The sequence below is a fragment of the Actinomyces sp. oral taxon 181 genome, assembly GCF_018370895.1.
In the GTDB taxonomy this organism is placed as follows: domain Bacteria; phylum Actinomycetota; class Actinomycetes; order Actinomycetales; family Actinomycetaceae; genus Pauljensenia.
In genome coordinates, this window is the sequence record NZ_JAGYZL010000006.1 from 83646 (window position 1) to 110507 (window position 26862).

Sequence of the window (26862 nt, forward strand, 5' to 3'; positions counted from 1 at the left end):
TGCTGAAGGACGTATACATGTCTGCCTCCACCCCATTCGATGACGGCGCAACGACCAACACTGGCGAAGAACGCGAAAACCTGACCTGGCAAGAGTTCGGCGACGCAGCACGCGAGCTGGCACAGCAGATCGTGAATTCCGGATGGAAGCCCGACCTGATCGTTGCAATTGCGCGCGGTGGACTGATCCCCGCTGGAGCAATCGCCTACGCAATGGGTGTGAAGGCCATCGGAACTATGAACCTTGAGTTCTACACCGGTCTGGGTGAGACTCTGGATGAGCCTCAGGTTCTCCCTCCGCTGATGGATGTTTCGGCTCTGGATGGCAAGAAGGTACTCGTTGTCGATGATGTCGCTGACTCGGGTAAAACCCTAAAGAAGGTTATGGAACTGATCGACGAAGACGGACTGAGCCTTGATGGGAAGACCCACGCAAAGGTCGACGCTCGCTCGGTTGTTATTTACAAGAAGCCTGTCTCGATCATCGAACCGGACTACATCTGGCGAAAGACCGCTCTGTGGATCAACTTCCCCTGGTCAGTTTTGCCTGTGGTCGAGGCCGAGTAACACTCAACTTCGAGCATGAATAATACGGGACTGCGCGCTGCTCGCAGTCCCGTTTCATTAAACGACCGGTATTTTCCAATCGATGCCGGTTACACCGCAATGAGTGGCACATAACTCCCGCTTAAGTCACCCCCAGGCACTTTTCGTCTTCCGTGATCACACGACTCAAAGAAATACGCCGCCGCCCCACATGCCCAGCGAGAATCCTCACTGGCACGACGAATCACAACCGGAAGCACTTCCCCCTGAGAACCCACAGTGAAGAGCTCGTCCTCAAAGAGGACCGCCCACTCCGAGGAAAGAATCCGCACTGCGCTTCCATCAAGGACGATGTGATCAATCTTGGTCATTTCACTGAGCCGCTCCAGAAACCTCGCAAGGTTGCGAACAAAGCTCAAAATCGCCTTTCGGCAGGCCTGATCGCCGCCCTGTGCCATACGAATCAGTTCTTCGATATCACGTGGCCGATCAGTATCACCAGCACTTATACGGGCTGCGCGCGCCTGCCCAATAACGGCTGAAGGAACCAGCGACCCACTGACACATCCGTAATGCCCCTGTGCACATACCGCATTGCTTCCCTCAAGATGAAGGTGAGCAATTCTTCGGTAATTTCCAGCGGGATCAGGGCAAATTGCGCCATTCTTCACTTCAACGTAGCAGACGTTTTCCGCGATCTGAACGATCAGGAAATTATCCAAACGCTGTCCGACACCGTATATGGCTTCGTACCTTGCCAGCCCTTCAAGACTGTTGATAAGAGAAAGCGGAAGTCCGCCCTGTCCAGAGATTGAATCGAGTAGCGGAAAGTCCAACCATCCCAGTTCTTCGACCGTACACCTTCGCCCATCGATCACTTTCCCATCGAGGGATAGGCCAATTCCCTTGATATCCCCATATGAACGAACGCTTTCTGCCATCTCACTGCAGAGAGTGTTAATCGTGGCAAGAATGGCATTCGAATTATTTTCAATGATTCGCGCTCGCTCTTCGCGCGCACGCCCAGAGCGATCCATCACAACGGTATGGACCCTTCCAGGCAACAGCGCAATCCCAACAGCACACTCATCAGAGCGCTTGAAATGCGGTATGTGAATCGGCGGCCCCGGAGGGTCGGCAGTCTTCTTGTGAATATCGTATGGCTCCATCGCGCACCTCTTGATAACTTCTTCGTCACCTAGACACGGGCGTACCCAGCGCGCTCAGTGTATACCATGACCACCTATAATTGCTCGGATTTCAACATTATTGGGTAAACCAGGCCCGCATATAACCATAAACATTCGCATTGCCATAGACCGAGCAGTCATTACCGTGTCCCGCAAGCGCCCCCTGGTTGGGAACATAGGGTGTGTAGTTGTACAAACTGGCGGTTGCACGATTAGCCGGAGTGATTTCAACGGAAGTGCATTCTTCGGCGGGACCATAGCGGGCCTCGACCCTTTCTCCCGCACGGAAACGGAAACGCTCAGGCCTCACCCGATAGATCGCAAACTGGCGTGCGGCGTAATAAACCTGCCGCTGAAAACCGGCATAATCCGGGTCGCAGGTCGAGTTATCCGGGCAGGCATATCCCATCGCGCTGGGATAGCTAAACCACTGAAACATTCCACCCGACGCGTAGATCAGACCCTGCTCTTTTTGCAGCGTCACCAACAAAACTTGCGGGTTTACTCCACATGAACGTGCCGACTGACCAATAATTTGCGCAGCGTTTTCCTCTTCGCCGCCCTGGTATCCCCATGGGCAATACTCATCAGCAGGGAAAGTCTCGGTGACGGCTTTGAAGTCCTTTAGACACGGAACATCCTGGTCGTTCACCCGTCCCGCGCGGCAGCCCTCCCCTTTTTCGTTGATAAAAGCAGCAATCTGCTCGTCATTCATAGCGCGCGAGTCATCCAGCACGGCATCAGACATGATGTTTTCCGGGTCAAAACCCGAGTAGTCCAAAGGAATCCCGCGAGGCGCCTCAGAAGCTGTTTCTTGCGGCTGCTCTTGCGGCGTTGTGTCCGTACAGCCGGCTATCCCGATTGTCGAGGCCGCCGCTACGCAAAGTGCGACAAGCGCGCCTATGCGCTTGTTTCGTTTCGTCACCGAGTTGTGCTCCTCATGATGTACTCAATGATGGCTGGAGTGCAGTTCTCAATGGTCTCACGAGTGGCCTCAAAATCAGAATAATCACCGTACCAGGGGTCCGGAACATCGAGGTCACACCCGTGGCTAAACTCTTCCCCACTCACCTCAAATTCACGGAACATGCGAATCTTCGGATCGGGCCCTCCTGCAAGCCTTTCGAGGGCGCGAAGGTGGGAGGAAGTCATCGCAAGAATCAGATCCCAGCGCTGAAGCTCCCCCACCTCGACTTGGCGGGCTCGGTGTGAGGGGACGCGATACCCGCCCTCTCGCAGCGCTCGCGCAGCACGAGAGTCGATCCCGTGTCCATGCTCTTCATCGCTAATCCCGGCCGAATCAACAACAACATCAAGCCCACGCTGTGCGGCGACTTCACGCAGGATTTCTTCGGCCATGACCGAGCGGCAGATATTGCCGGTACACACCATAAGGACGCGATAGGACACGGGATCAGCTCACTTGCTGAAAAGTGAGAGGTAGGCGCAAATGGCCTCGAAGGAGTGGTATGCGGCCTTCTCACCATTCATGTGGAAGTCCTCGTCAGCGCCTTCTCCCGTCAGATCCGAGATCGCACGCAGGCAGATCCAATCCACGCCGTTGGACCAGCACACTTGGGCCATGCCGCATGTTTCCATGTCAACAGCCAGCGCATCGGGGAAGCCTGCGCGGATACGGGCAACGACCTTTTCCGAGGCGAAGGAGTCGCCGGTAACGATGCGGCCGGTGCGCACGTGGTGCGGCTGGGCATCGTTGAGGCCCGCGAGCGCGTCGATCGCTCGCTGCGAGGAGTGGTAGTCGACGGGCATACGCGGAATCTGACCCAACTCATAGCCGAAAACAGTAGCGTCGGCATCGTTGTAGATCGTGGAGATCGCTCCCGCAATGTCACCCACTTGGATTCCGCCCTCAAGACCGCCCGCGGTACCACCCGCGATCACGATCTTCGGGGTGGCCAGGGTCAGGCCTCGGGCCACTGCTGCTGCCGCGTTCGCAATACCAATACCCGAGGTGATGACGACGACGGTGTGGCCTTCGAGCTGACCAAGGGCGTAGCTCTGCTGGTGATGACCATCGGCGCCCACAACAAGGGTTTCAACCGCGTGAGAACCGGGAAGAGGCGCAAGAGCGTCCAAGAAAGGCTGGGCTTCCATCACCATCGCGCACTGAATGAAGGCGTCGACCTCGGGAAGCTGGCGCGAAAGGGTCAAGGTCAGGGACATGAGTACCTCTCTGAGAAGTGTCTGGGGGCCGTCAGGTCTGAATGATTACTTTGCTGCCGCGGCGTCATCCTGAGTGACAACCAGCCACTTGTCGCGGTGATTGAGGAACTCGCGAACGGCTTCCTGCGCGCCTTCTAGGGAGTGGTTTGCACCCCAGCCGCACTGCACCTCGTTTGCGGCAGGAACTTCAGTGGCATTGAGGATATCTTCGAAAGTCGCCTGCAGGATAGGCAGGAACTCCTCAGTCTCAACGCCCAGGAGGAGGGCATAGAAGCCGGTCTGGCAACCCATGGGGCCGAAATCGATGAGCTTATCGGTGTGGTTGCGCATCAGTTCAGCGCTGAGGTGCTCGATGGAGTGAACCGTGGGCATCTCAAGGTGTGCCTTATTGGGCTGGGTAAAACGGACGTCGTACTTGATCAAGACATCGCCGCCGGGAAGAGTCTTCCGATCTGCGACGCGGACGTAAGGAGCAAGGACAGTGCGGTGGTCGAGGTTAAAGGACTCAACATTCATACGTTCACTCATGAAACCCAGTTTATCGGGATTTAGGTGGCGTGCTCGGGCGAGTCTCGGATGCCGCACGTTGTATAGAACACCATCAATGATGGGCTTTTCGCTGCAAACTCCGCTTCATTGCAGCGGAGCGAATGAGTAATCACCGTCGTTCATCTCCAGTTATTTTCAGGCACAATAGAGGCATGGATCTTCAGCCGTCGATTGATGTCACTTCTCCCGATCAGTACAGCGCAGGCACCCCTACACCTGCAGCCATTGTCGCCGGTGAAGTTCCCGCCAGCGAGGCCCCTCGCCCGCTCTCCGCTTTCGATATGTTTTCAATCGGCATTGGTCCCTCTTCTTCACACACGGTCGGTCCGATGCGTGCCGGCCTCGCCTTCTCTACAGAGCTGTGTGCACTTCCCGATTATTCGCATCTGTCTCACGTAACCATTGACCTTTTTGGTTCCCTTGGCGCAACCGGACGAGGTCACAACACAGACCGTGCGGTACTGCTGGGATTAGCGGGATATGACCCTGAAACCGTGTCCATTGAAACAGTCGAGAGTCTGATTCCCCAGATTGCTTCCAGTGGCCGTCTTCCTTTTGCGGGTGGCCGGGAAATTCCTTTTGATATCGAGTCTGATATCCGTTTTCTTCCGCGCACGGTCCTGAGCTACCACGTCAACGCGCTCACAATCACCGCTTACGCAGGCGAGAGCTTGGTCCTTGAGCGCACCTACTATTCGGTGGGTGGCGGCTTCGTCATGGCCCAGACGAATAACGATCCTGAGCACCCCGAGATCGCATCCTTGGCCTCTGCACAAGAGACAACGGGAATGTGTACTCCCGCGCCCTATCCCTTCTCGACGGCCGCACAGCTTTTAGCGCAATGCGCACGCTCAGGCCAATCCATCGCCGATGTTGTCCGCGCAAATGAACTTTCTGCGCGTTCCGAAATGGCCTTGGATGCCTATCTCGACCAGATCGCGCACACGATGTTCCACGCGATTGAGGCGGGGATTTCCTCCACCGGTATTTTGCCCGGTGGACTGGATGTTCCTCGGCGGGCGAACGCCTTGGCCGCACAATTGCGCGCACGCGCCGAGAAAGCTTTTTCGGCGAGTGAGCGCCGAGGCTGGGCCGGGGTTATGCAAGATCCCCTGCGCGCCATGGATTGGGTCAACCTCTACGCGCTGGCTGTGAATGAAGAAAATGCGGCCGGGCACAGGATCGTCACCGCACCCACCAATGGCGCAGCCGGCGTGATCCCCGCAGTGCTGGGCTACCTCGTTGCTTTTTGTCCCGAGGCCGGAGCAAGTTTCCCCGACTTCTCCCCCTCGAATTTGGCTGGGATCTCAGAGCTTCCTCTGGATGAGTCGTCAGAGTCTGCCAGTTGCCGTCGCGCATCGGTTCACGAGTTCTTATTGGCCGCGACTGCGATTGGCGCTTTGATCAAGACGAACGCATCGATTGCCGGTGCTGAGGTCGGCTGTCAGGGAGAGGTCGGCTCGGCCTCGGCAATGGCGGCTGCAGGGCTCGCTCAAGCTCTGGGCGGCACCCCTCAGCAAGTGGAGAACGCTGCCGAGATCGCCATGGAGCATTCTCTGGGATTGACCTGTGATCCCGTTGGCGGGCTTGTTCAGATCCCCTGCATTGAGCGCAATGCGATTGCTGCTGTTAAGGCAATCAACGCTGCTCGCATGGCCCTGTGGGGCGATGGCCGCCACACCGTGTCCTTGGATGTCGCCATTGAGACAATGCGTCAGACAGGAAACGACATGCTCTCAAAGTACAAGGAGACCTCAGCGGGCGGCCTGGCCGTCAACGTTGTGGAGTGTTGATCTCCGCTTCTTGCGCTTCTTACGGGCGAGGAACCACAGCACTGCAGTCGTCATGAGCACGGCAATAATGCCGACAACGACGGCAATCATCCAGGTCTGAACGACTGCGGGTTCAACCTTTGCCGATTCTGCAGCAACTTGCTGATCATCCATAGGGACGCGTTCACCGGTAACCAGGAGACGGTGAGTATTGATGCCGTAGGGCGTACAGGTAATCAGAGTTGCGAGATCTTTTCCGGCAACTTTGTTCAGGCTCTCTGTTTCGTTCGGGAGAACGGTTCGGATGTCGGTGACCTTGTATTTCAGGTGACGCCCTAAGACTTCAATGTAGAAGACGTCACCGACTTTAACGCTGTTGAGGTGGTCGAACATGGTTGCACTGCCCAGTCCGGAGTGGCCGGTGAGGACCGTGTGGGTTCCTTCACCGCCGACGGGGAGCGCGGTTCCGAAAAGGTGTCCAACGCCTTTTTCAAGAGTCGAGGTCTCGGTGCCGTGATAGATCGGAAGGCTGATATCGGCCGAAGGAACCTTAACGGTTGCCATCACAGGGTTCACGTTAAGTTGTGAGAGGTAATCGGAGTATTGGGGAGTGTTGGGCCGTTGAGATTCCAACCAGGGGTCAAGGATCGGCGCTTCGGCGGCGTGGCGGTTGTATTCGTCAGCACGTGCGAGTTCATCTTTTAGTACATCGGGACCAAGGTTGGTTTGTTCGGCGCTGAATGCTTTGGCAATGCGCTGTTGTTCGAGGTTGTTCTGATAGGTCGCGATAACGGGATAAAGCAGAACCAGAATCCCCAGCACCAGCAGAACGGGCGGAAGAATTGTGAAGAGGCGACGGCGGCGTTGGGTCTTGCGAATGCGTTGACCACGTTCTTCCGCAGTTTTAGATACCTCTTCCTGAACCTGGGTATTTGAGAGGCTGTCGTCTGCGTGGATCTCGTTCTCGCTCATGAGTCGCCTTTTAAATGGGGGGGTTGCGTTGATTGTATAGAAACGGGTGCGGGAAGACCCACGGGTCTTCCCGCACCCGGCTGTTAGAGATCAGACGTTTTACTTGCGACGCTTGTTCGCAATGGTGATGGCGCCAGCGCCGACAACAAGTGCGGAGCCAGCTGCGATCAGCACGCCCACACCGGCAGCACCGGTAATGGGAAGGCGGAATCCACCATTGCGAGGAGCATCCTTGACCGCGGTCTCCAGGGTGTAGTGGTTATCAGCCGTCGAGTTGGTCTCGAGGACCTGGAAGGCGATCGGGCGAGTCTGGAGCTCGAAGCCTTCGGGAGCCTTGGTCTCAACGAGGCAGTACCAACCGGGGTTGGTGACCTGCTTGTTGTTTGCCCAGTCGTTGTTGCGCAGGCCATCGATGGCAACCTCACCGTTCGCGTCGGTCACGTAGGTGGTAACACCGGCGGGGCTCAGCTTCGTGTCCAGGGTTGCGTCAACCGGGTCGAAGTTCTTGGTGGGAGTGCTCTGAGGCGTGCACTGGTACACCTCGAACTCTGCGCCCTTGAGCTTCGCGCTTGTATCTTCTGCGGAAACCTTGGTGATCTTCACCTTGCCGAACTTGGAAACAACCTCAGAGTTCGGGTAATCCGGCGGGGGAACCTCACCCGAGTTGGGCTTCCAACCGTTGGTGGGAGCGTTGGGGAGCAAGATGCCCTTGTTCTTGAAGATACCGTCGGTGCCGACCTTTTCCTTGACGGTACCAACCAGGTCCATCTGGACCTTGGTGGTGTCGTCCTTACGGTTCGCAATCAGCTTGGCGCGGCCGGTCTCAGTGAACTCAGCGGTCCAGAACATGGTTGTGCTGTCGGTGCCGGTGGCGCCGATCAGCTTGTAGTCGGTGCCCTTGGTCAGAGCAACCTCACCGGTCTTGCCGTTGATGATCTTCAGCATGATGGCGGCTTCGGGCAGTTCAACTCGCTTATCGTACTGGTCGACGACATCGTAGAAGTCAAGGCCCTCAACTGCGGGGATGTCGGACTTCAAGGCGTAGGAAATCTCCGAACCCACCGCGGGGGTGCTTTCGTCGGCGACGGTCTTCTCGACGCCGGCCTTGGCGTTCTTCGGGTATGCGTGAACGTCGTAGACCCACTTGTTCAGGTCCTTCGGGTTTGTCATCGGAACCGTGACGATGAAGGGCTTGGAGCCGACGTAGCCCGCGGGGGTTTCGATCTCGGTCACGACGTAGGCGCCCAGGGGCAGGTTGGAGAATGTGGCCAGACCGCCGCCAGCCGTTGTCTTCTCAACTGCTGCGTCAACGCCGTCTGCCTTCGCGGTAGCAACGTCACCGTTGAAACCAACGAGCTTCTCCCAGCCAGCCTGAGTGGTCAGGTCAACATTGGTCAAACGCTCGACGGTGAACTTTGTGCCGTCAAGCGGGGTACCGGTAACGGTGCTGTCCTCAAGACCGGTACCTTCGCTGATGCCGTTGGTGGCGTCCTTCACTAGCTTGTGGATGGTGATGGAGCCGGTCCTGTTGGTATCCAGATCAACCAGTGAGGGAAGACGCTCAGCGGTGGCAACAACACCGAATGCCGATCCGGAGGGGGCCGCCGTAGCAATACCAGGAACCGCTGCGGCACCGGTGGCAACCGCGATGACGGCGAGGAGGCTGATACCTCGACGGGTCTTAAGAGTTGTCATTTTTGTGTTCTCCTGTTGTACGGGATCTTTAAACAGATTAAGTGATGGCGATTGAACTAGTCATTTACAGGGTCCGTGTCTTGGGCAAAGTTATCTGCCTGAGACGCTGTTTCATGGTGACCACCGGCGATCCATTCGGGACGAAGCCACAAACGCTCATGCGGTAGGTGCGACACGCCGACATGGGCACGAAATTTTTCGAATTTTTCGTGCGCTTACCCACAGCCTCAACCCACTCTGTGGAGAAATCGAGGAGCTCTATCCACAGGCCCCCTCGGGCACAATTTCCTCAAATTACACCGATGTAAGCCACCCTCATCCACACCCCATCCACAGAGGAACACTCATCCATCCACATCTAGGGTCAGGAACATAGTTAGACACAACATATTGGGTCTCGTGACGAAAGCACACACAAGGTGTAGTGTTATCGCATGTTCCGCTCCCCCGGGTAAACAGCGGAAAAACACACATCAACACACGACATTGAAAGGTCCGACCATGTCTATCACCGTCTACTCCAAGCCCATGTGTGTCCAGTGCGATGCGACCTACCGCGCACTCGACAAGCAGGGACTGGACTACACGAAGGTCGACCTCACCGAAGACCCCTCGGCACTCGAGTTCATTAAGGGCTTGGGCTACCAGCAAGCTCCCGTCGTTATCGCCGGTGAAGACCACTGGAGCGGCTACCGCCCCGATCTCATCAAGGCCGCAGCACAGGCCTCGGCAATGGGAACGGCACGCGTCGTTAACGCCTAAAAGCAACCCACCCGGTCCCCCAAGCAAACCGGGGGACCGGGTCACTTTTTGCCCCCTGCCCAGGGGCGGCCTCGTGAAAGGAAAAGACCACATGGTCAACGTCGTCTACTTCTCGTCGGCGACGGGCAATACCCGCCGTTTCGTGGAAAAACTCGGATTCCCAGCACAGCGAATCCCACTTCTCCCCCGTGACGGATTCCTTCACGTCGATCAGCCCTACGTCCTCATCGTCCCCACCTATGGCGGAGGCAACGTCAAGGGAGCAGTCCCCAAACAAGTCATCAAGTTCCTCAACGATGAACACAACCGTGGCCTTTGCCGCGGAGTCATCTCTTCCGGGAACACAAACTTCGGCACGGCCTACTGCCTGGCCGGAGACATCATCTCCGCAAAATTACACATCCCCCACATGTACAAATTTGAGCTCCTCGGCACTGCCGAAGACGTCTCACGAGTTCGCGAAGGATTGAGCGAGTTTTGGCAGAAAACCTCACCGACACAGGAGTAGAAACAGCCCCCTCCCCCGAGCTGGATTACCACGCGCTCAACGCGCAACTGAACCTCTACGACGCCGACGGCAAGATCCAATTCGAGGCCGATCGACAGGCAGCGCGCCAGTACTTCCTCCAGCACGTCAACCAGAACACCGTCTTCTTCCACGACCTGGAAGAGAAGATGGAATACCTGGTCGAGCAGGGCTACTACGAGAAGCACGTCTTGGACCAATACGATTTCCAGGACATCAAGGACCTCCACAAGCAGGCCTACGCCCACAAGTTCCGCTTCCCTACCTTCCTGGGCGCCTTCAAGTACTACACCTCGTACACGCTCAAGACCTTCGATGGAACCCGCTACCTGGAGCGCTTCGAAGACCGCGTCGTCATGGTCGCGCTCTACCTGGCACAGGGCGACATCGAGATGGCGCGACACCTGGTCGATGAGATGATGACCGGACGTTTCCAGCCGGCAACCCCGACCTTCCTCAACGCCGGCAAGGCCGCGCGAGGCGAGCTCGTCTCCTGCTTCCTTCTGCGCATCGAAGACAACATGGAGTCCATTGCCCGCGGCATCAACTCCGCACTGCAGCTGTCCAAGCGCGGCGGTGGCGTGGCCCTGCAGCTCACCAACCTTCGCGAGGCCGGCGCCCCGATCAAGAAGATTCAGAACCAGTCCAGTGGCGTGGTTCCCGTGATGAAGCTTCTCGAGGACTCCTTCTCCTACGCAAACCAGCTGGGCGCACGCCAGGGCGCAGGTGCCGTCTACCTGCACGCACACCACCCGGACATCATGCAGTTCCTGGACACCAAGCGCGAGAATGCGGATGAGAAGATCCGTATTAAGACTCTCTCCTTGGGCGTGGTCATCCCCGACATCACCTTCGAACTGGCTCGCAAGAACGAGGACATGTACCTCTTCAGCCCCTACGACGTCGAGCGCGTCTACGGCGTGCCCTTCTCGGAAATCTCGGTCACCGAGAAGTACCACGAGATGGTCGATGATGGCCGTATCCACAAGAAGAAGATCAACGCACGTCGTTTCTTCCAGACCATCGCCGAAATTCAGTTCGAGTCCGGCTACCCCTACATTGTCTTCGAAGACACGGTCAACGCTGCGAACCCCATCAAGGGCCGCATCACCATGTCGAACCTGTGCTCGGAAATCCTCCAGGTGTCCGAGGCCTCGACCTACGACGATGACCTCTCCTACTCGCACATTGGTAAGGACATTTCCTGCAACCTGGGCTCGCTCAATATCGCGAAGACCATGGATTCCCCGGACTTCTCCAAGACCATCGAGACCGCCATCCGCGGCCTGACTGCCGTCTCCGATCTGTCGGATATCCAGTCGGTGCCTTCGATCGCCCGCGGTAACGCTATGAGTCACGCCATCGGCCTGGGCCAGATGAACCTCCACGGCTACCTCGCCCGCGAGCACGTCTACTACGGCAGCGAAGAAGCCCTGGACTTCACGAATATGTACTTTATGGCCGTCGCCTACGAGGCCATCAAGGCCTCGTGCACGATTGCCCGCGAGCGCGGAGTGAGCTTCGAGGGCTTCGAGGATTCCCAGTACGCCTCGGGCGAGTACTTCCGCAAGTACATCGACCAGGTGTGGGAGCCCCAAACTGAGCGCTGCCGCGAACTTCTTGCGGCCTCGACAATCCACCTGCCCACGCAGGAGGATTGGGCGGCTCTGGCGGCCGACGTCGCCCAGTACGGTATGTACAACCAGAACCTGCAGGCGGTCCCGCCGACCGGTTCGATCTCGTACATCAACGGCTCGACCTCGTCGATCCACCCGATCGTGTCACGCATCGAAATCCGCAAGGAAGGCAAGATCGGTCGCGTCTACTACCCTGCGCCCTACATGACGAACGAAAACCTGGAGTACTACCAGGATGCGTACGAAATCGGCCCCGAGAAGATCATCGACACCTACGCGGTGGCGACCCAGCACGTCGATCAGGGCCTGTCGCTCACGCTGTTCTACCCCGATACGGTGACCACGCGTGACCTTAACAAGTCCTACATCTACGCGTGGAAGAAGGGCATCAAGACCCTGTACTACATGCGACTGCGTCAGATGGCACTGGAAGGCACCGAAGTTTCGGGCTGCGTGTCCTGCATGCTGTGACGTCAAGCCCGTTTGCGGGTAGAGCGGGGGTCGGGAAACCGGCCCCCGCATTGTATTTGTGCTACTGCGCGGAGTGCCTCCGGGTGCGGAAAGAGGCACGCGGACCAGCGGGCACGGCCTCGGAAAGCCACGTGGGGGGGCACGGCCTCGGAAAGTCACGTGGGGGCACGGCCTCGGAAAGTCACACGAAGTCGGGAAAAGACACAGGGCATAACCTGTGACAAACACCGACTTCATGTGGAGCACGCTTAGAGGATGCTTGGAACGCGCCTGTACCTCAAGCCATTGCCTATGATGGAGGCATGACGCAACCTGATCCGCAGAACTCCGGACCATTCACAGCCCCCGTCCCAATGAACGCTCCGGGATACGCGGAATCCGCGCAGGTACCGCAAGTGCCAGCACCACCCTCGGCAATGCCAGCGCCAACTCCCGCTGCACCCCAACAGCCCCAAACTTCCCCCCAACCCCAGTTCGGCGCACCTGAATTCACCTACACGCCGACCACCCCGACGCTGGAGGCACGCGAAGTCCCCAGCAACGGCCCACTGGTTCTTGCTCTTCTTGGTCTGTTCCTCATCGGCCTTTTCGGCTCGATTCCGGCATGGGCATGGAGCACTTCCGCGATCAAGAGCGCTCGCTCGGCATCCCTTCCCGAAAATTCCTATCAGAAGGCCCTCATCGCCCGATCTCTGGGCATCGCAGGCACAGTCATTCACTCCTGCCTGGTCGTTTTCCTCATCATTTACGCGATCATCACGATCTCGCACGCGATCGGCTGAGCTCATGAGCACCTCAAGCAATCAAGAGCGCGCACAGCGCATTTCCGGCCAGAGTTCTACCGCTGAGTTCCGCAAACACACCGGTAGCGATGAGGAACTCATCCGAACGCTTCACAAACTTGATGGACGCTCGTATCCCGCTTACAAGTCCGTCGTTGGAATGTGGGATTTCGGGAGCTTCTCGCTTTCAATCGACCGAATTCAGGCCGATCCCTACGCTCCGCCCTCGAAGGTGCGTGCCATTTCAACCCCGCAGGAAATGGGACTTCCACAGGCCGCAATCGCCTCACCCGATGCCCGGGCAGCGTGCGCAGATTACCTACTGCGTGCTTTCAACCGTTCCCTACGCGAGCGACGCCTTCATGACATTCAGGTAATGTCCCCCAGCGTCGAGATTCTTGATCGCAGTGCCTGCACCGTCAAGCCCGACCGCGTTGAATTGCGTTTTGAAGTCCGTATGCCCGCACGAGGCCGAACAATCCTTGGCCACCGCGCAGCACAGATTTTCGACCTCGACGTACCGGATGCAGTCCAAGATACTTTCGACTACCTGAGCGATATTCCTGAAGTCGAACGCGAACGTGAGGCTTTGTTGCGTCATATCGCGGTTTACGAGGATTATCGTGCCCTGCAGCAGATCCTCATCGATCGCGGCTGGGTATCTTTCATCGCCAACGGTTCCATTCTTGCTCGCCGCAGCGGAGTCTCGCAGTCCCCCATGGAGGGTGCACTTCCCTTCACCTCCCCCGCTACTCTCGAGGCCGAGGTCGAGCTCCCCCACGCCGGCATCCTTCGCGGGATGGCAATCGAGCCCGGAGTCACGGTGATTGTCGGCGGCGGATACCACGGTAAGTCCACGCTTTTGGGCGCGATTCAGCGCGGCGTATATGCGCACATTCCTGGAGATGGCCGCGAATACGTTGCAACCCTTGAGGATGCGATGAAGGTACGCGCTGCCGATGGTCGGGCGGTCACCGGCGTCGACGTCTCATCCTTCATCACTCATCTTCCGGGAGATACCGACACAACGCATTTCTCCACTGAGAATGCCTCGGGTTCAACATCGCAGGCTGCATCCTTAATCGAGTCAATCCAGTTGGCTTCGACGCTTCTACTGATCGACGAAGACACCAGCGCAACGAACCTCATGATCCGTGATGCGCGCATGCGCGAGCTGGTCCAATCAGAGAAAGAGCCGATTACTCCTCTGGTTGATCGAATTTCCTCTCTTCACAAAGATCTGGGTGTCTCAACGATCCTCGTCATGGGTGGATCGGGAGATTATCTCGATCAGGCAGATCGGGTCTTGATGATGGACCACTACCGCTGCCTAGACGTGAGCGATCGAGCCCGTCAAGTCATCGACGAGCTTCCTCGTGCACATCAGAACCTGACAATGAGCGCTCCTTTAGCGCGGTGCGCCCCTGCGCGTTTGCATTCCTCCGATCGGCCAAAGACGAAGGCAGCAGGTTTGTCCTCAATCACCATCGACAAGATCAACCTTGACTTGGGCGACGTTGAGCAGATTGTGGATCCTGGGCAGACCGAGGCAATTGCATGGATGCTTCGCGGATTGCTTTACACCTACGCGAATGGGGCAAGTAGCCTCAGTGATCTTTTGGCGCGCCTTGAGCGCGCACTGAACTCTGAAGGTCTGGATGCCGTCGTAAAGTTCGGGGCGCACGCCCTGCCAGGACGCCTCGCCCGCCCACGCCTCGTCGATGTCGCGGCGGCCCTCAACCGCTTCCGAGGACTGAGCTTGAGCGAGAAAGAGCCCTCCAGCACCACCAAAGACTAAGGGGGGCACACCGGGGGAAATCAGGGAAGGCCCAGGGCATCCCCCCATAGCGCTCGCTCTGCTCGCGCCGCCATGATGGAGGCATGAATACAGATCCATCTGCGACCCCGATCGTTCGCCTCGCTAACGTGTCCAAGGTTTACGGCATGGGTGATACCCAGGTCACTGCCCTCAATAACGTCACCGTTGATTTCTACGCTGGTGAATTTACCGCAATTATGGGCCCCTCCGGCTCGGGTAAGTCCACCATGATGCACATTCTTGCGGGACTCGATTCGCTGACCTCAGGCCGCGTGCTCATCGAAAACACAGAGATCACCGCTTTGAAAGATGCTGATCTGACGAAACTTCGCCGTGATCGCATCGGTTTTATCTTCCAGAGCTTCAACTTGATTCCCACCCTGGATGCCAAGGCAAACATCCTTCTCCCCTTGGAACTTGCGGGACAGAAAGTTGATGAAGACTGGTTCACGTTCGTTGTTTCTTCGCTGGGGCTGGAACAACGCCTCAACCACAGGCCATCAGAACTTTCGGGTGGCCAGCAGCAGCGTGTGGCTGTAGCTCGTGCACTGATGAGCCGTCCCGCAGTCATCGTTGCTGACGAACCCACCGGTAACCTAGATTCTCACTCGACCTCAGAGGTTCTTGATCTATTGCGTCGAGCAGTTACCGAACTGGGTCAGTCCGTCATTATGGTCACTCACGATGTTCATGCCGCAACCTACGCTGATCGCGTCTTGGTTGTCCGTGACGGCCAAATCGTGTCCGATCTTCGCAATGCCAGCGAAGAGCAGCTGAATGCCGCGTTGAGGTGACATCCGTGAGCGCAACGACACGGCTGTTAAAAGCCAATCTTCATTCCCACGGTCGCCGCTACTTCTCAACTGGCTTGGCGGTTGCCATCTCCACTGCGTTCATCGTCATCACGCTCTTGTTCTCAAATACGATGACCTCATCGCTTACCGGTAGCGTCCGCAATTCCTACCGCGGGACCACATCAGTGGTCACCTACAGTCCTGCCGATGACGAGGCGCTGAACATGACGCCTGCCCAGGTCGGCAATGATTTCGATACCCTCACCCAAAAGATCGCAAAGATTCAGGGCGTGACGGCGGTTGGAATTACAGCGCAATACCCCATTGCAGTGAAGGCCGGCAACGATCAGACAACGATCTTCCTCTCTCCAGCGCTCGCGGAACCCCTCAGCGCAGTGAAGATGAGTGAAGGAAAAGCCCCTGCCACGGCCTCGGAAATCGTCATTCCCCAGCGCACGGCAAAGGAATCTTCCCTCAAAATTGGCGACAAACTGACAAGCCTGTCCCGTGACAATGCGGTTTCCGCACACGAGTTCACCATCGTCGGAACCTACTCTTCTGGAAATCGCACTTTGGCACCGTCCTACGTGACGACTCAAGGTTTCGAGGCGAGCACGGGAATGAAGCCGACCGGTGAAATTCACGTTGCGACCAATGCGCCTGCAGTGAATAAGTACGGAAACCCCTCAACTGATGATCAGGAAAAGTGGACACAAAAGCTCACAACTGAGCTGGCTTCACTCAAGGGCGTCAAAGTGACGAGTGTTTCCGCAACCGTGGACGAAAACCTGCGAGCGATTCAAATCTCATCGGCGATGATCACCGCGATTGCGCTGATCTTCCCGGCTATTGCAATCGTGGTTGCCTCGGTTGTCGTCTCTTCGACCTTCCGAGTACTGCTCCAACAGCGCAGGCGCGAACTGGCACTTCTGCGCGCACTCGGCGGAAGTACGAAGCAGGTGCGCTCTCTGGTTCGCCGCGAGACCTATGCGGTTGGCGGGATTTCCTCGCTCGTCGGCATCGTCTTGGGACTCCTACTGGGCGGCTTGCTGAGCACAACCACAGAGGACACCACTTTTGTCGATGTCATCTCCTCGATTTCACCCCTCTATGTCGTGCTCGTGTGGCTCTTCGGTACCCTACTGACCGTTTTCGTTGGGCGCCGACCTGCCCGCGCGGTTTCTCAAGTTCCACCGATCGCTGCCCTTTCCCCGATTAACGAGGCCGACGCGACTTCCCAGAAGAGCCACCGTTTCGCGTTGACCCTGGGACTGCTGATGACGGTGCTGTGCGGTGGAAGTTTGTTCGCCTCACTTCGTATTCACAATGATTCGCAGAAATTCTTGGCCTCTTTCGGCCTGTCATTGCTGTGCTTGGTGGGTATTCTCATTACCTGCACCGTCATTGTCCCCGCGGCAACAAAGCTCTTTGGGAAGCTGTGGCCGGGAATGCTTGCGCGAATGGCACGCGAAAACACGGTCCGCAACCCCGGTCGAACAGCCGCAACCGGTACATCGATTGTCATTGGCGTCACCTTAGTTGTCACCATGATGGTCGGCGCCTCGTCGATGCGCGACTCCTTGATTAATGAAGTCAATGAGCGTCGTCCTTTCGATATTTCGGTGTCGAGCTTCAGCGACGAGGCCCTGAGTAGCGATATCCAGTCGCGCATCTCTTCGACCGATGGAGTTGCCGCTACAGTCCCTGTCTATTCCACCGTCGGCGGCGCTAATGCAGAGGATGGAACCATTGCCCCCGGTGGTAGTGGTTCTGAAGAGCCCGGAGCGATGCAAATTTTAGGAGAGCCCAACTACTCAACGGTCGCGCACTCGAGCGTCGACCAGATCGACGATGCGACTGTGATGGTCAGTTTGGGTTCCCTGGATGGGAAGAACGTCAAGCTGTGTGCAGCCGAAGGGTCTTGCATGACCCTGAAGGCAAAGTACGACAAGAATTCCACAGCACCGTATAAGGTCAGTCAGGCGAATCTACTGAAAATTGCTCCCAAGGCTCCAATTACCGGAATGATTGTCAAGCTCAAGGATGGTGCCTCTGCGACAGCTGTCCAGAAGAACCTGGAAAAGATTGACACCGGTCTGTCTGTTGGCGGTTCAGCGATCGAACGTGAGATGTACACGGGCATCATTAACCGGATGCTGCTCATTGTCGTCGCTCTACTGGGAGTGTCTGTCCTGGTTGCACTGGTGGGCGTTGCGAACACTCTGTCACTGTCAGTTGCCGAACGCACCCGCGAAAATGGCCTGCTTCGAGCCCTTGGCCTGACCAAGAGGCAGATGAAATCCATGCTCGCTCTTGAAGCATTGTTCATCTCGGTGACAGGAGCGCTTATCGGAACCGCCTGCGGGATCTTCTTTGGAGCGATCGGCATCCTTGCGCTTCCCCTGGAAGGTGTAACGGTCTTCATCACCATCCCATGGATGCAGATCCTTGCGGTGGTCATGATCGCGATCCTTGCTGCACTCCTTGCCTCGTGGCTACCTGGTCGCAGAGCAGCAAAGGTCAGTCCTTCGGTCGCCCTGGCTACCGAATAAGACCGGAATATTCAGGCTTTCTGCCAGATCACAAGTAAGGGTGTGGGGCCGGGCGGTTTTCCGTCTGGCCCCACACCCTTGTTATTCAAGGTGCTGAGTTTTCTTGCGCTGATGAGCGCTGAAGACTGCCTTAGAGCCCCAAAAAAGCTTCCCAACGGGGAAGATCCCGACGCGCCAGAGCAACTCCGGCATCAAAGGCATCTTCAAGGCGGTCAACATTCATCTCCATCTTGTCGATGGCCAGATCTTCGGGGGTCACGATCAGCGCACGTCCCTGTTCCTCCAGCTCAAATAGCTTCCGGCGGGCAGCGTTGTAGGCAACGGTACGGCGGGCCACGGCCTCGGCAATGGAGGGAAGATGGGGGAAAGCCAGCCTGAGGGCGGAGTAAACGCCGGGCTTGATCGGGGACTTGACGAATTCTCGCGGGCGCGTAAGGACGACGAAGAACTTGCGGTAGCCATCGCGCATGGGTGCATCCAGCGGGATTCCACCATCGGGCCCAAGGGCTCCATCAACGTAGGTGTCGCCATCGATCGTGACCGTCGGCATGATGATCGGCAGCGTCGAGGAGGCACGAACGCAGCGACCAACTTCTTCCACCGTACGCATATCTTCCTTGGTGAACCAGACTTCTTCCCCTCGGGTCGCATTGAAGGCTCCGATGCGAACCTCTGCCGGGTTCGAAAGGAAAGTATCGAGGTCCAAAGGCGCATCGCCGTCGGGCTGAGCGATCTCATCGTACAAATAGTCGACATTGAACATCCCGCGGCCGTGCACCCAGTGCTTGAGACCTCCGAATTCAGGGCTGTCGGCGACTGTCGTGAAAGTATCGTGAGCACGCTGAGCATCTCGAGACACATAGTTAACGGTGTTCGATGAACCCGCGGAAATCCCCGAAACATGGGGGAAATCAATACCCTCTTCGATCAGGGTTGCGGCGATTCCAGCGGTGAAGGCGCCGCGCATACCGCCGCCTTCGAAAACCAGGGCAGTGTCATCAATGTGCTTGAGAGTTTTCGTGTTCACCCCTCGACTCTACGGCGCAAAGCGGGGGCAGGCGAAGGGGTGGGGACGAATATATGGCGAAAATTACCTGTTCTTTGTTCCCGTGAATACGACGTAGTGATAGAAAACAAAGCGGAAAGCCGTTCCCAGCGCAAAGCCGACGACATAGGCGGAAATATTATCCGCCAGAGGCGACGTCAAACCGAGGATGTGGTGCGTGAACAGCAGGCAGAACTGCGTAATTCCAATGCCGCACACGTTCGCAAAGAAGAATAGAAATGCTTCACGTCCCGCATTTTCCTGAGTTCGCCCGCGGTAGGTCCACACGCGGTTCATGATCCACGAGTAGATGGTCGCGATGCTGGCTGCAAGCGCGTTCGCGGTATTGACATGGCCTGAAAGGAATCCCAGCGGTCCGTGCTGAAAAAGGTTGAACAGCCCCATGTCGATGACGAAGGCGGTTGCTCCAACCAGTCCGAATTGGATGAATTCCTTAATCCACGCGCGCAGAGTCTCTCCGAGGCTCTGGGGGGCTTGTGTAGTGATGTGTTGATCTGTGGGCACGGTACTGATTTTAACGTTTAATTTGAGGGCGTTTGGCCAGCGTGCCCCGAACGGTCTCCAGATGCGGGTGTACTCCCTTACAGTATCCATATGACTGAAGAAGCAGCTCCTCTTGCCCCGCAGCGTTTTGGCACGCGCGTTCGTTCCATCCATGGGGACTACTTTGACGATCCCTGGGATTGGCTGCGCGACCGTAATGATCCCCAGGTTGTGACTCATATCCAGGCGGAAAACCGCTGGGCGGACAAGGTGTGCGAACCTACACGGGAATTGGTCGACACTCTTGTTTCAGAGTTCGATTCTTTCACTGCACCTGTTGTCTATTCGGCTCCTCAGCGGATTGGTGACTGGTGGTACTTCCAGCGCCAATTCCACGAAGATTCCTACGCGAAGCATTATCGAGTTTCTGCCCTGCACTACACCGAAACCCCGCTGCTGGCAGATAGCGAAACACTGGAAGGCGAGCAGCTCCTTCTCGACGAAAACCTGTGTGCCCAAGGCGAAGAGTTCTTCAAAGTCGGGGAATTGGTGCCAACCGCAGATGGACACTTGATTGCCTGGTCTCGCGATACCGAAGGGGACGAACGCTGGACGTGGATCATTCAGGACACATCCAGCGGCGACATCGTTGACCGGGTCGTCAGTGACGCGGGCTATGGCTTCGCGTGGGCGTCTGATTCACGGTCCTTCATCTACACGCGGGTTGATGAAGCGTGGCGCCAGTTCCAGCTCTGGCATCACCAAGTGGGCGCAAATATCGATGAGGATTCCCTGCTGTTGGAAGAGCCGGACGAGGCCTTCGATCTGTGGTTTTCCGTGTCGAACGACCCGTGGCACGTCGTTGTTCATTCGACCTCGACAACCAGTGGCGGTGCATGGCTGTGGGATCCTTATGCACCCAGCGTTCCTCCGCGGCCCATTGTTGCCAAGCGTGATGATGTCCAGATCAACGTTGAGCCCGCAGGCGATCACCTGCTTGTCATCCACACGGCGCTTTCACGTGAAGGAAGTTTGGCATGTATTCCTTTGCCTCAAGAGGGCACGATGGATTCGCTCGTGGACCCCAAGCGCTGGGTGACGCTCTACACTGCCCGTGACGGTGAGCGCCTGAGCGATCTCGAGGCCTATCGCGATTTCTTCACCCTGTCCTACAGGAGTGACGCGCTCCCCCAAGCACGCTACTACCTGCGTACACGCCGCCTCGAAGTCGTCGACGGCAAGCCCATCCCGGCCTCGGATTGCAGTGATCTGTGGACGCTCGGGGAAGAACTCAACAAAGAAGGTGCGATCCGCAGCCTCTACCCCCTCAGTTCTGGGCGATTTGAAGACTGTCTTGTTCGAGTGGAATACCAGAGCGTCCTCACCTCACCCACCGTGGAAGAACTCGATCTGCGAACAGGGAAGTCGCATATCCTCAAGGTCACTCAGGTTCCCAACTGGGATCCGTCTGATTTCACGGAAGAACGCGTGTGGGTGAGTGCCCGAGATGGGCACACTCAAATTCCCGTCACTTTGGTTCATCGTCGCGATGCCCAGCCCGACGGAACACATGCGGGGTGGATCCACGGCTACGGGTCCTATGAAATTTCCTTTGACCCCGAATTCGACATCTTGCGTCTTCCTGCCCTTAAACGAGGCATCGTGCACGCAATCGCCCATATCCGTGGCGGTGGAGAAATGGGACGCGCATGGTACGAAGACGGCAAGAAACTGGTGAAATCCCATACCTTCACCGACTTCTTGGACGTTGCGAACTATCTGGTTGATTCCAGATGGGTTCACCCAGATCGTTTGATCGCCGAGGGTCGTAGCGCAGGTGGTCTTCTCATGGGTGCAGTCGCGAACGCGCAGCCCGATCGTTTTGCCGCGATAATCGCGGGAGTGCCTTTCGTTGACGCGCTAACAACCATCTTGGATCCCTCACTCCCCTTGACCGTGGGCGAATGGGAGGAATGGGGAAATCCCATTGAAGATCCTGAAGTTTACGCGCTCATGCGTTCCTACACCCCCTACGAAAATGTCCGCGAAGGCGTGCGTTACCCCGCAATCATGGCGACCACCTCGATCAATGACACGCGAGTCTTCTACGTTGAACCCCACAAATGGGTCCAGCGTCTTCGACAGGCCACCGCGCAGGTTCCCGATCAGCCTCCTATCGTGATCCGTACCGAAATGGTCGCTGGACACGCGGGAGCTTCTGGGCGCAGGGGGCGTTGGCAGGCCAGGGCTCAAGAATTTGCCTTCGTACTGCACCAGGTCGGAATCACCAGGTAGAGGAATTTTCTATGACAATTACAGCTGCAGTAGACGGTTCTTCTCTGGGCAATCCTGGACCTGCTGGATGGGCATGGGTAATCTCAGAGGAGTGTTGGGATGCGGGCGGGTGGCCCAGCGGTACCAACAATTTGGGCGAATTGAATGCTGTCCTTGAACTCCTCAAAGCCACCGATCAAGCAGGTTTAGCCGACGAAGATCTCCACATCCTCGCAGACTCTCAGTACGCGATCAATGTGATCTCCAAGTGGTCACCCGGCTGGAAGAAGCGCGGGTGGGTCAAGGCCGATAAGAAACCCATTAAAAACCTCGAGCTCATTCAAGAAATCGACCGCGCTATGCAGGGGCGCAGAGTTACCTTCGAGTGGGTCAAGGGGCATGCCGGGCATCCACTCAACGAGCGTGCCGATGACGCAGCGCGTTCCTGCGCAGAAGCTTATCGCGATGGTCGCGCTATTCCTCACGGACCGGGGTTCGCTTCACCTGCGGAAAGCACGGCGACGGAATTCGAAACCTCCATGCCCGCAGCTGATGCTGCCTCGGCAGGCAGGGAAATTCCGGGAAACACGACGGAGATGGAAACGCCGGAAGTACTGCTTGAGCGCCAATTCCTTGAGGCATGGCTTCGCGCAGACTCTCTTGCTCTCAAAGCACTCGAAGCACCCGGGTGCATTCGGATCTGGCACAACGGTTCTCTCACACAAGGTTTGGAAGGGCGCGCACCCGAGCATGCGGAGTCCTCAAATTTCCAGGTCAGTCACGTGCAGGGCGTAGGCGACCATCACAACACCGCCACAGGCTATCCGGACGCATGGGTCATCACCTACGTTTTGACCTGGACGGGCGGAAAGCTGCGCGAAAGCAGCACCTGGGTTGCAGGGGAAAACGGGCCTCGAATTCTCATGCACCAGTCCTCACCAATCTCGGCTCGGTAACTCGTCTCACTCAAGAGCCTCGACCATCCGGGTTAACGGATACATTCTGTTCCGATTCGCGAACACCGAATGCACGTCCTGTTCCCGCGGCTCAAAATGGGGGAATGCCATCCTCAACCCGCGCGGAAATCCTCACCGGAATCCGCATGACTGCACCCATTGCGGCGGGCTATATTCCTTTGGGGATTGCATACGGCATTTTGGTCATGCAGCTTGGTATGCCCTGGTGGATGGCACCGGCACTTTCTCTCGCTGCCTATTCAGGATCTGCGGAGCTCCTTGTCATTACTTTGGCGGCTTCATACACCCCCATTGCCGTCATTGCGGTGACGATGCTGCTCGTTAACTTCCGGCATCTCTTCTACGCGTTTTCCTTCCCTCTCCACCTCGTTGAGGGCAAGCTCGCGCGCCTATTTTCCATGTATGCCCTGGTTGATGAGGCCTACGCGATCACCGCTGCGCGCCCCGAAGGCTGGACGAAGCCTCGTCTTCTTGCCATGCAAGTGACCTATCTCGCGACATGGGTGACCTCGGGATTAATTGGCGTTCTTGCAGGGTCTTTCATTCCTGCTCAGATCCAGGGCTTGGATTTCGCGCTCACTGCGCTGTTCATTACTTTAACCATCGATTCAATTCGCTCCCTCAAGGACATTCCCTCGGTTATTTTGGCGGCCGGATCATTCCTCATCGCAATGCTGGTCTGGCCACAACAACGGCTTTTGCTTGCACTGCTGCTATTCGTCGCTTCCCTTGTGGTGCGCCATGTGATGACGGAAAGAGGTGAGGGATCCTGATATCTCACTCGCTCCCCTACCTCTTTGGAATCCTCTTGGTCGTCTTCGTCATCGACTTCACCTTGCGCGCGCTCCCCTTTAAAATCCTTGAACCGCTGCGCGAGTCCAGCTTTGTTCGGAATCTGGCTGTATGGATGCCTCCGGGAATTTTGCTGATCCTTGTTCTGGCAACCTTGAGTGACAATGCGGGCACTGCGGGCTCCCAGTGGTGGGCAGCCATTGTCGCAACCACCATTACGGTTGTTGTCCACCTGGCAACGAAACGACGCCTTCTGTGGAGCGTCGGCCTCGGGACACTCAGCTACATCCTCATGCTGAACTGGCTCTAGCGGCCTTACCTGCGCTGCCCCGCCCCGCCGCGTTCGACACCCCAGCCACCGCCTCGTCCCGCCCGACCCATCTCACACGAAGACTCACCCCCCTCCACACGAAGTCGACAAAAGACACAGCTTATTCCCTGCGACATTTACCGACTTCGTGTGATATTCGGGGAGCGGCAGGCGGAACGGCGCCCGCAGCCGACTCCGCGGGTCCCGCCGCGCGCTCCGCGGCGCTACCCTTGTTCCATGCGTACGACCTCTTACACTCACCACGCTCACACCGTCTACGAGCACCGCCTCGACGTTCCCCTCGATCACACTCGCCCCCTCGGTGCAGATAACCCGACCATCGAGATCTTCGCGCGCGAGGTCGTGCGTCCCGGCAAGGAAAACGCGCCCTATGCAGTCTTCCTCCAAGGCGGACCCGGCTATCCCAGCCCTCGTTTCGGCACCTTTGACAGCGGGTGGATAAACCGCCTACTTCAGGATTACCGCGTGGTCCTCCTCGATCAACGAGGCACCGGTCAGTCCACCCGCATGGATACGCAATCCCTCTCCTTCCTTCCGACGCCACAGGAAAAGGCCAACTACCTGCGCTATTTCCGCCAAGATCAGATCGTCTACGATGCCGAGGCTTTCCGCCACGAGCTCGCGGGAGACGAACCATGGACGACTCTTGGCCAGTCCTACGGCGGTTTCATCACAACTTCCTACCTCTCGCTTGCGCCCCAGGGCCTGAAAGCCAGCCTCATCACGGGAGGCCTGCCCGGCCTCGTCCATGTCGATGAGATCTACCGCCTGACCTACCAGCGCACAGCAGCGCGCAACCGCGTCTATTTCCAGCGTCACCCCGAGGATGAAACAACAGTCCGCGAAATCGCAGCGCACCTGCGCGATACCGAAGAGTTTCTTCCCACCGGTGAGCGCCTGAGCAGTGCACGCTTCCGCCAGATCGGCATGATGCTGGGCGGACAGGGACGCACCGACCAGCTGCACTATCTGCTCGAGGGTCCTTGGGTGACCATCAACGGCCAGCGCCGCCTGTCCACCCAATTCCTCGAAGCAATCGGAGACGCAACGAATGTTGCTCCGATTTACGGTGTTTTCCAGGAATTCATCTACGCCTGCGCAACGCCCGAATTGCACGGAACCGCAACGAATTGGTCAGCTGACCGCCTAGCCGAAGAGATCCCCGGTTTCGCGAAGGACGCTGATCCCCTGGATACCTCCGAGCCCTACTACCTGACGGGCGAGCACTTCATGCACCGCGTCTTCGACGAGGACCCGGGACTCGCTCCCTTGGCGGAGGTCGCCGATATCCTCGCGCAGGTGACAGATGCAGCGCCGGTTTACCTTCCCGAGGCCTTGGCGCAGAACACGGTCCCCGTTGCAGCCGCGGTCTACTACGATGACATGTTTGTGCCGCGTGAATTGTCCCTTCAGACGGGCGAGCTCATTGGCGCTCACCACTACATCACGAATGAGTACCAACACGATGGCTCTGCCTATTCGGGAGGGAAGGTTGTCGATCACTTGCTGGGGCTGCTCGCAGATTAACACCTAGGGTCCGTGAGACACTTTCGTGAATATTCCGACGAGGCGCAGACGCGCGCGCGTCAACACGGTAACCTTAAAAACTATCAGGCCCGCCGACCATCACGCCGAGGCCGTGGAAAACATTCGTGTCAGGAGGACGCGTGAGCGTAACGCCAGCTTTCGAAGCGATTAACTGGAACCGCATTGAGGACGAGAAGGACCTTGAGGTCTGGGATCGTCTGACCGGTAATTTCTGGCTTCCCGAAAAGGTGCCCTTGAGCAACGACTTGGCATCGTGGAAGACGCTGAACGCCGAAGAACAGCGTATGACGAACCGTGTCTTCACTGGTCTGACCCTGCTTGACACCCTTCAGGGAACCATTGGTGCGGTCTCTTTGATCCCCGATGCCCGCACTCCCCACGAAGAGGCCGTTTACACGAACATCGCCTTCATGGAGTCGGTGCACGCGAAGTCCTACTCTTCGATCTTCTCCACGCTTTTGTCCACCGAAGAGATTAACGAATCCTTCCGCTGGTCGAATGAGAATGAGGCCCTGCAGCGCAAGGCAGAGATTGTGAAGTCCTACTATCAGGGCGACGACCCGGAAAAGCGCAAGGTCGCTTCGACCATGCTTGAATCCTTCCTGTTCTACTCGGGCTTCTACGCTCCCATGTACTGGAGCGCCCACGCAAAGCTCACCAACACTGCAGACCTGATCCGTCTGATCATCCGCGACGAGGCAGTTCACGGCTACTACATTGGCTACAAGTACCAGCTGGCCGTGAACGAATCCGATGAAGCACGTCGTCAAGAGCTCAAGGATTACACCTTCTCTCTTCTCTTCGAACTGTACGAAAACGAAGAAGAATACACCGAGGACCTTTACGATCCGCTTGGCCTGACCGAGGACGTTAAGAAGTTCCTGCGCTACAACGCCAACAAGGCCCTGATGAACCTGGGCTACGAGGCCCTTTTCCCCGCAGACGCCACGAACGTGAACCCCGCAATTCTTGCGGCGCTTTCACCGAATGCGGATGAGAACCACGACTTCTTCTCTGGTTCTGGCTCTTCCTACGTCATGGGTGAAGTTGTCGACACCGAAGATGAAGACTGGGACTTCTGAGTTCTGCTCTACCAGCTCAGCTCATTGAGCTTTACAAGTGGGGGTGCTCGCCAAGCGGC

24 protein-coding genes are annotated in these 26862 nt (G+C 57.3%); 15 read left to right on the top strand and 9 right to left on the bottom strand.

What is annotated here, in order from left to right; genetic code table 11:
* Nucleotides 1-17: 17 nt before the first annotated feature.
* Complete coding sequence (locus KHW85_RS04225) at nucleotides 18-566, top strand: phosphoribosyltransferase (RefSeq protein ID WP_009407838.1); 549 nt, start codon at nucleotides 18-20, stop codon at nucleotides 564-566.
* Nucleotides 567-655: 89 nt separating this feature from the next.
* Here KHW85_RS04225 and KHW85_RS04230 read toward each other — a convergent pair whose 3' ends face one another.
* The 5 genes from KHW85_RS04230 to KHW85_RS04250 all read right to left on the bottom strand — a co-directional run bounded on the left by KHW85_RS04230 (nucleotide 656) and on the right by KHW85_RS04250 (nucleotide 4447).
* Complete coding sequence (locus KHW85_RS04230; RefSeq protein ID WP_178705853.1) at nucleotides 656-1714, bottom strand: ROK family protein; 1059 nt, start codon at nucleotides 1712-1714, stop codon at nucleotides 656-658.
* 97 nt (nucleotides 1715-1811) lie between these two features.
* Nucleotides 1812-2660: a hypothetical protein gene (locus KHW85_RS04235; RefSeq protein WP_291458921.1), complete on the bottom strand. Its 849-nt coding sequence runs from the start codon at nucleotides 2658-2660 to the stop codon at nucleotides 1812-1814.
* The gene (locus tag KHW85_RS04240) at nucleotides 2657-3127 is read right to left on the bottom strand and encodes a low molecular weight protein-tyrosine-phosphatase (RefSeq protein WP_291458941.1); all 471 of its coding nucleotides are present in this window, start codon (nucleotides 3125-3127) and stop codon (nucleotides 2657-2659) included. Before KHW85_RS04240 ends, KHW85_RS04235 begins: the two co-directional genes overlap by 4 nt.
* Nucleotides 3128-3154: 27 nt before the next feature.
* Nucleotides 3155-3919 carry a 5'-methylthioadenosine/S-adenosylhomocysteine nucleosidase gene (gene mtnN / locus KHW85_RS04245; protein WP_291458922.1) on the bottom strand — a complete coding sequence of 255 codons (765 nt, stop codon included), beginning with the start codon at nucleotides 3917-3919 and terminating at the stop codon, nucleotides 3155-3157.
* A 45-nt stretch (nucleotides 3920-3964) separates the two neighbouring features.
* Nucleotides 3965-4447 carry an S-ribosylhomocysteine lyase gene (locus KHW85_RS04250; RefSeq protein ID WP_009407833.1) on the bottom strand — a complete coding sequence of 161 codons (483 nt, stop codon included), beginning with the start codon at nucleotides 4445-4447 and terminating at the stop codon, nucleotides 3965-3967.
* A 173-nt stretch (nucleotides 4448-4620) separates the two neighbouring features.
* On the opposite strand from KHW85_RS04250, the gene KHW85_RS04255 reads away from it, so the two are divergent.
* Nucleotides 4621-6261, top strand: coding sequence for an L-serine ammonia-lyase, iron-sulfur-dependent, subunit alpha (locus KHW85_RS04255; protein ID WP_291458923.1), 1641 nt, complete (start codon nucleotides 4621-4623; stop codon nucleotides 6259-6261).
* On the opposite strand, the gene KHW85_RS04260 is transcribed toward KHW85_RS04255, so the two are convergent.
* Nucleotides 6223-7212, bottom strand: coding sequence for a class C sortase (locus KHW85_RS04260; protein WP_291458924.1), 990 nt, complete (start codon nucleotides 7210-7212; stop codon nucleotides 6223-6225). The two genes, KHW85_RS04255 and KHW85_RS04260, sit on opposite strands and share 39 nt — an antisense overlap.
* Before the next feature lie 99 nt (nucleotides 7213-7311).
* Entirely contained in the window at nucleotides 7312-8907 is a 1596-nt protein-coding gene (locus KHW85_RS04265; protein ID WP_291458925.1) for a SpaH/EbpB family LPXTG-anchored major pilin, read from the bottom strand.
* A 501-nt stretch (nucleotides 8908-9408) separates the two neighbouring features.
* Here KHW85_RS04265 and nrdH point away from each other — a divergent pair.
* The 7 genes from nrdH (at nucleotide 9409) to KHW85_RS04300 (ending at nucleotide 18250) form a co-directional block, all read left to right on the top strand.
* Complete coding sequence (nrdH, locus tag KHW85_RS04270; protein WP_009407829.1) at nucleotides 9409-9669, top strand: glutaredoxin-like protein NrdH; 261 nt, start codon at nucleotides 9409-9411, stop codon at nucleotides 9667-9669.
* 91 nt (nucleotides 9670-9760) lie between these two features.
* Entirely contained in the window at nucleotides 9761-10177 is a 417-nt protein-coding gene (nrdI, locus tag KHW85_RS04275) for a class Ib ribonucleoside-diphosphate reductase assembly flavoprotein NrdI (protein WP_178704823.1), read from the top strand.
* On the top strand, nucleotides 10147-12303 hold the full coding sequence (gene nrdE / locus KHW85_RS04280; RefSeq protein WP_291458926.1) for a class 1b ribonucleoside-diphosphate reductase subunit alpha: 2157 nt from the start codon (nucleotides 10147-10149) through the stop codon (nucleotides 12301-12303). The genes nrdI and nrdE overlap by 31 nt, the downstream gene beginning before the upstream one ends.
* A gap of 302 nt (nucleotides 12304-12605) precedes the next feature.
* Nucleotides 12606-13085: a hypothetical protein gene (locus tag KHW85_RS04285; protein ID WP_291458927.1), complete on the top strand. Its 480-nt coding sequence runs from the start codon at nucleotides 12606-12608 to the stop codon at nucleotides 13083-13085.
* Between the two features lie 4 nt (nucleotides 13086-13089).
* Nucleotides 13090-14883, top strand: a complete 1794-nt coding sequence (locus KHW85_RS04290; protein ID WP_291458928.1) for an ABC-ATPase domain-containing protein — start codon at nucleotides 13090-13092, stop codon at nucleotides 14881-14883.
* 83 nt (nucleotides 14884-14966) lie between these two features.
* Nucleotides 14967-15698 carry an ABC transporter ATP-binding protein gene (locus KHW85_RS04295; protein ID WP_291458929.1) on the top strand — a complete coding sequence of 244 codons (732 nt, stop codon included), beginning with the start codon at nucleotides 14967-14969 and terminating at the stop codon, nucleotides 15696-15698.
* Between the two features lie 5 nt (nucleotides 15699-15703).
* Nucleotides 15704-18250, top strand: a complete 2547-nt coding sequence (locus KHW85_RS04300) for an FtsX-like permease family protein (RefSeq protein WP_291458930.1) — start codon at nucleotides 15704-15706, stop codon at nucleotides 18248-18250.
* Nucleotides 18251-18380: 130 nt separating this feature from the next.
* Here KHW85_RS04300 and KHW85_RS04305 read toward each other — a convergent pair whose 3' ends face one another.
* Together KHW85_RS04305 and KHW85_RS04310 are read right to left on the bottom strand one after the other, a co-directional pair.
* Nucleotides 18381-19277 (bottom strand): patatin family protein, encoded by an 897-nt coding sequence (locus KHW85_RS04305; RefSeq protein WP_291458931.1) that lies wholly within the window; start codon nucleotides 19275-19277, stop codon nucleotides 18381-18383.
* A 63-nt stretch (nucleotides 19278-19340) separates the two neighbouring features.
* Nucleotides 19341-19910, bottom strand: a complete 570-nt coding sequence (locus tag KHW85_RS04310) for a GtrA family protein (RefSeq protein WP_291458932.1) — start codon at nucleotides 19908-19910, stop codon at nucleotides 19341-19343.
* On the opposite strand from KHW85_RS04310, the gene KHW85_RS04315 reads away from it, so the two are divergent.
* The 6 genes from KHW85_RS04315 to nrdF all read left to right on the top strand — a co-directional run bounded on the left by KHW85_RS04315 (nucleotide 19911) and on the right by nrdF (nucleotide 26803).
* Nucleotides 19911-22094, top strand: a complete 2184-nt coding sequence (locus tag KHW85_RS04315) for a prolyl oligopeptidase family serine peptidase (protein WP_291458933.1) — start codon at nucleotides 19911-19913, stop codon at nucleotides 22092-22094.
* 11 nt (nucleotides 22095-22105) lie between these two features.
* Complete coding sequence (locus tag KHW85_RS04320; RefSeq protein WP_291458934.1) at nucleotides 22106-23029, top strand: ribonuclease H; 924 nt, start codon at nucleotides 22106-22108, stop codon at nucleotides 23027-23029.
* A 104-nt stretch (nucleotides 23030-23133) separates the two neighbouring features.
* Nucleotides 23134-23823, top strand: a complete 690-nt coding sequence (locus KHW85_RS04325) for an AzlC family ABC transporter permease (RefSeq protein WP_291458935.1) — start codon at nucleotides 23134-23136, stop codon at nucleotides 23821-23823.
* A 35-nt stretch (nucleotides 23824-23858) separates the two neighbouring features.
* Nucleotides 23859-24152 (top strand): AzlD domain-containing protein, encoded by a 294-nt coding sequence (locus KHW85_RS04330; protein ID WP_291458936.1) that lies wholly within the window; start codon nucleotides 23859-23861, stop codon nucleotides 24150-24152.
* Between the two features lie 237 nt (nucleotides 24153-24389).
* Nucleotides 24390-25700: an alpha/beta fold hydrolase gene (locus KHW85_RS04335; RefSeq protein ID WP_291458937.1), complete on the top strand. Its 1311-nt coding sequence runs from the start codon at nucleotides 24390-24392 to the stop codon at nucleotides 25698-25700.
* 140 nt (nucleotides 25701-25840) lie between these two features.
* Complete coding sequence (gene nrdF / locus KHW85_RS04340; protein ID WP_019126625.1) at nucleotides 25841-26803, top strand: class 1b ribonucleoside-diphosphate reductase subunit beta; 963 nt, start codon at nucleotides 25841-25843, stop codon at nucleotides 26801-26803.
* Nucleotides 26804-26862 lie beyond the last annotated feature (59 nt).